Genomic DNA, 3,292 nt, shown 5'->3' with positions numbered 1-3,292 from the left:
GGTCCACATGATGATGTTTATTATAACGAATACCGCAGCAGCTGCCGCGATAACAAGTATTTCGCCTGTTGTCATATATATCGCTCCTTTGCTGTCAAAGCTCGGCGCGGAAGAGAGCGACGGTAATATTGTCGCTTTCCTCTCTCTTTTTTACAGTTTCTATAAGCTCACGCATTTTTGACTGCATATTCTTTTTGGTTGCAGTCTTTTTTACCGAAAGCTCCTCGAACAGCTCTTTTTCCGTCAGTACATGGCGGAAGCCGTCGGAGCAGACCATATAGGTCACATCGTTTTCAAGATTTCCCAGTCTTATTTCGGGAGCGACCTCTCCCGTAACCCCTATACACTGTACAAGTGCATTCCTTCGGGGGTCAACGAGAGCCTCTTCGGGAGTCATTTTGCCCATTTTTACTGCGCGGTTCACGTAGGTATGGTCATCGGTTATCTGGCTGAGCTTGTCGGATATCTTATATATTCGGCTGTCGCCCACATGAAATGTCATATACTCGGAGTTTACGGCTATTATACCCGTAGCTGTAGTGCCGAGCTGAATGCTGTTCTGCGCACCGTAGTGAACGAGCATAGCGTTCAGTCTGCGGAGTCTGCTTATCACATTATGAGCTGCGGTCTGCCAGTCCCAGTCGGGAAGCTCAAAGGGGAACTCAGTATCGAACCAGTCCGCAAAGCTTCTTACCACCTCTGCGCTTGCAAGCTCTCCCCGTGAGAGTCCGCCCATTCCGTCGCATACCATTACAAGTGCAGCCATACCCGTACTTGTTTTTGCAGTTTTGACGCATACGCTGTCCTGATTTATTTTTTTAGAGATACCGATATCGGTATCACAGGCTGCAATATATTTCATAATTCCCCCTTACGGCGGACATTACCCGTCTATAAAATCGAATTCTTCGTTGGAAAGCTTCAGAACATCGCCGTTTTTTATTTTTATCTCCATATTTGCAGGCACGGCAGTTCCGTTGATGTATGTTCTGTTTGTTGAGTTGTTATCTTCAATGTAGCACGAGCCGCTGCGAGTGTATATAGTTGCATGGACTCTGCTGACAGTTCTGTTTTCGGTTATGCAGAGATCTACCTTGTCCCGTTCCTTGCCTATCCTGAAAACAGGCTTGTCGATATTCACTGTAATCCCTGTGGCGCGTCTTGTGAGCTTGGGATAATTCTGCGGAGCCGATCTGATGTGCTCTGACTTTACAAGCTCGGGAAGCACGTTCTTCTTATCACTTTTAAGTGAAGGTATTATCTTAGGCTCGGGGACTTCGGGAGCAGCTGTGTGCTTGAACTCCTGTGAGCCTTTGTTGATATCGTTGATTATGGTCTGAGCCATATTATTTATATGCTGAGAAGGCTCGGGGATATGAGGCTTGCTGAACTGTGTATGCTCGGATTTTGGAGTTGTTGAAGCAGGTCTGCTGAACTGAGTATGTGCAGGCTTTGCAGTCTGAGCAGGGAACAGAGAAGGTACTTCCTTGCGGATATACTCCTTTGCTTCCGAGATAGTGAAGCCGCTTTCACGGCAGACGAAATTCATAAAGCCGTCAACGGCTGAATAGTCGCTCTGAGACTTGTACTGCGCAAAGGTGGATATCTTGCGCAGACAGTTTACGATACCGTCATTGCAGCTCTCATTGTACCACAATGGCAGATAGAAAAGATATATGTCAAGATCAGCCGTATCAACAGTTATAAAGTTTGGGTCGAGGACAATATTCTGCATATTGAAGCCGCAGGTCTCTGCTACCTTTATTATGTCCAGCAGATTTTTTATGATACAGAAGTATTCCTGCTTGTCGATACCGCTTCTTATCTTATTTATAAGTGGGATACCCTTAGCACCTGTGAATTCGAGGCGGTCTGTACCCTCTGCGAACGGAACGAGCCAGCCCTTTATGCGGTTATCGATGAAATATCTGTACTCAGGTTCGTTGAGTATTTCGTTTCCCGTAAATCTGCATTTTATACATACTTCGTCGTTTATTTCAGTAAATTTTAGCTTTGCCACATTACCGCTCCTTCCGTGGTTTTCTGCCTTTTATTATACAATATTATGCATATAAAGTCAAGATAAGTGAGCAGTTATTAGTGATTAGTGCATAGTGAGCAGTCAACAGAAATAAAAAGACCGTCCAGAAGGACGGTCTTTAATGTTTAATTACTTGCTGCTCTTAGCTTTAGCATCCATCTTATTCTTCCACCATGACCATGTTACAGGAGCAACAAAGAGTGATGAGAATGTACCTGAGATAAGACCCATCATAAGAGGTACTGAGAAGCTGAGGAGCGAATCATAGCCTGTTACAAGAACAACTATTGTGATAACGAGCATTGTGCCGATTGTTGTAATAGAAGTTCTTACAGAACGTACAAGAGACTGTGTACAGCTTACGTTGATAAGCTCGTTAAGTGAAGCCTTAGGCATAAGCTGACGGTTTTCTCTTATTCTGTCGTAGATAACGATAGTGTTGTTTATCGAATATCCGAGGATAGTGAGTATAACGGCAACGATATTTGAATCAATGTTGAAGCCGCATACTATTGTAGCTGTGAAAGCTACGAATATATCGAGGCAGAGAGCGAATATAGAGCATACACCTGCTGACCAGCCGCCGATATTTCTGAATCGGATAGCGATATAGATGATAACGATCAATGCTGCAAAAAGTACAGCTATGAAGCACTTGAGAAGAAATTCACGGCCTGATGAAGGTGTTACGTCGTTTGAATCGTATATCTCAAGTGAATTATCCTTGAACTTGTCTTTGAGAGCGTTTGTGAGCTCTTTCTGTCTTTCAACTGTAAGTCCCTGATCTGAAGTAAATGAGATAGTGACCTGCTTTCCGCCTGAGTCAAGGCTTTCACCTGTTCTTACTACAACTGATGAACCAACGATGTCCTTTACTGTGTTTCCGACTTCGTTTGTGTCTATATCACCCTGATATGTGTAAGTGATAAGTGTACCGCCCTTGAATTCGATAGCAAGGTGTATACCTCTTATTATCGCACCTGCGATAAATACAACGAGAACAGCGATAACAACGCCGAGGATAAGCTTTTTCTTTGAACAGAAATTATATACCTTTGACGGAGTAGTTACGATTTCTTTCTGAGTATTCTTCTTGCTCATTTCTCGTCACCTCCATAAAGCTTTCTGTTTCTGAAGCACTTGAACTTGGAGAGTGAAGTTACCATAAGTCTTGATGCGAATACACCGAATATGAAGTTGCAGATAACACCTGCAAGGAGTGTGAATCCGAATGAGTAAACAACGCCCTCA

3 protein-coding genes and 1 pseudogene are annotated in these 3,292 nt (G+C 43.7%); all 4 read right to left on the bottom strand.

What is annotated here, in order from left to right; all coding sequences use genetic code 11:
* Window positions 1-94 precede the first annotated feature (94 nt).
* The gene (locus QZZ41_RS00270; protein ID WP_295066581.1) at window positions 95-862 is read right to left on the bottom strand and encodes a PP2C family serine/threonine-protein phosphatase; all 768 of its coding nucleotides are present in this window, start codon (window positions 860-862) and stop codon (window positions 95-97) included.
* Window positions 863-883: 21 nt separating this feature from the next.
* Window positions 884-2,020: an FHA domain-containing protein gene (locus tag QZZ41_RS00265; RefSeq protein WP_295066579.1), complete on the bottom strand. Its 1,137-nt coding sequence runs from the start codon at window positions 2,018-2,020 to the stop codon at window positions 884-886.
* A gap of 150 nt (window positions 2,021-2,170) precedes the next feature.
* Window positions 2,171-3,142 (bottom strand): protein translocase subunit SecF, encoded by a 972-nt coding sequence (gene secF, locus QZZ41_RS00260; RefSeq protein WP_295066577.1) that lies wholly within the window; start codon window positions 3,140-3,142, stop codon window positions 2,171-2,173.
* Window positions 3,139-3,292 (bottom strand): annotated as a pseudogene (locus QZZ41_RS00255) (protein translocase subunit SecD); the annotation flags it as partial. The pseudogene QZZ41_RS00255 and the gene secF, both read right to left, overlap by 4 nt.

It is taken from the genome of Ruminococcus sp. (assembly GCF_016283395.1).
Note: the sequence above shows the minus strand (reverse complement) of the source record. Positions and strands in the feature narration are given on the sequence as shown.

What these genes read in the sequence shown, in the direction of transcription:
- secF (WP_295066577.1), bottom strand. Translation starts at nt 3,142, where the DNA reads ATGAGCAAGAAGAATACTCAGAAAGAAATCGTAACTACTCCGTCAAAG.
- QZZ41_RS00270 (WP_295066581.1), bottom strand. Translation starts at nt 862, where the DNA reads ATGAAATATATTGCAGCCTGTGATACCGATATCGGTATCTCTAAAAAA.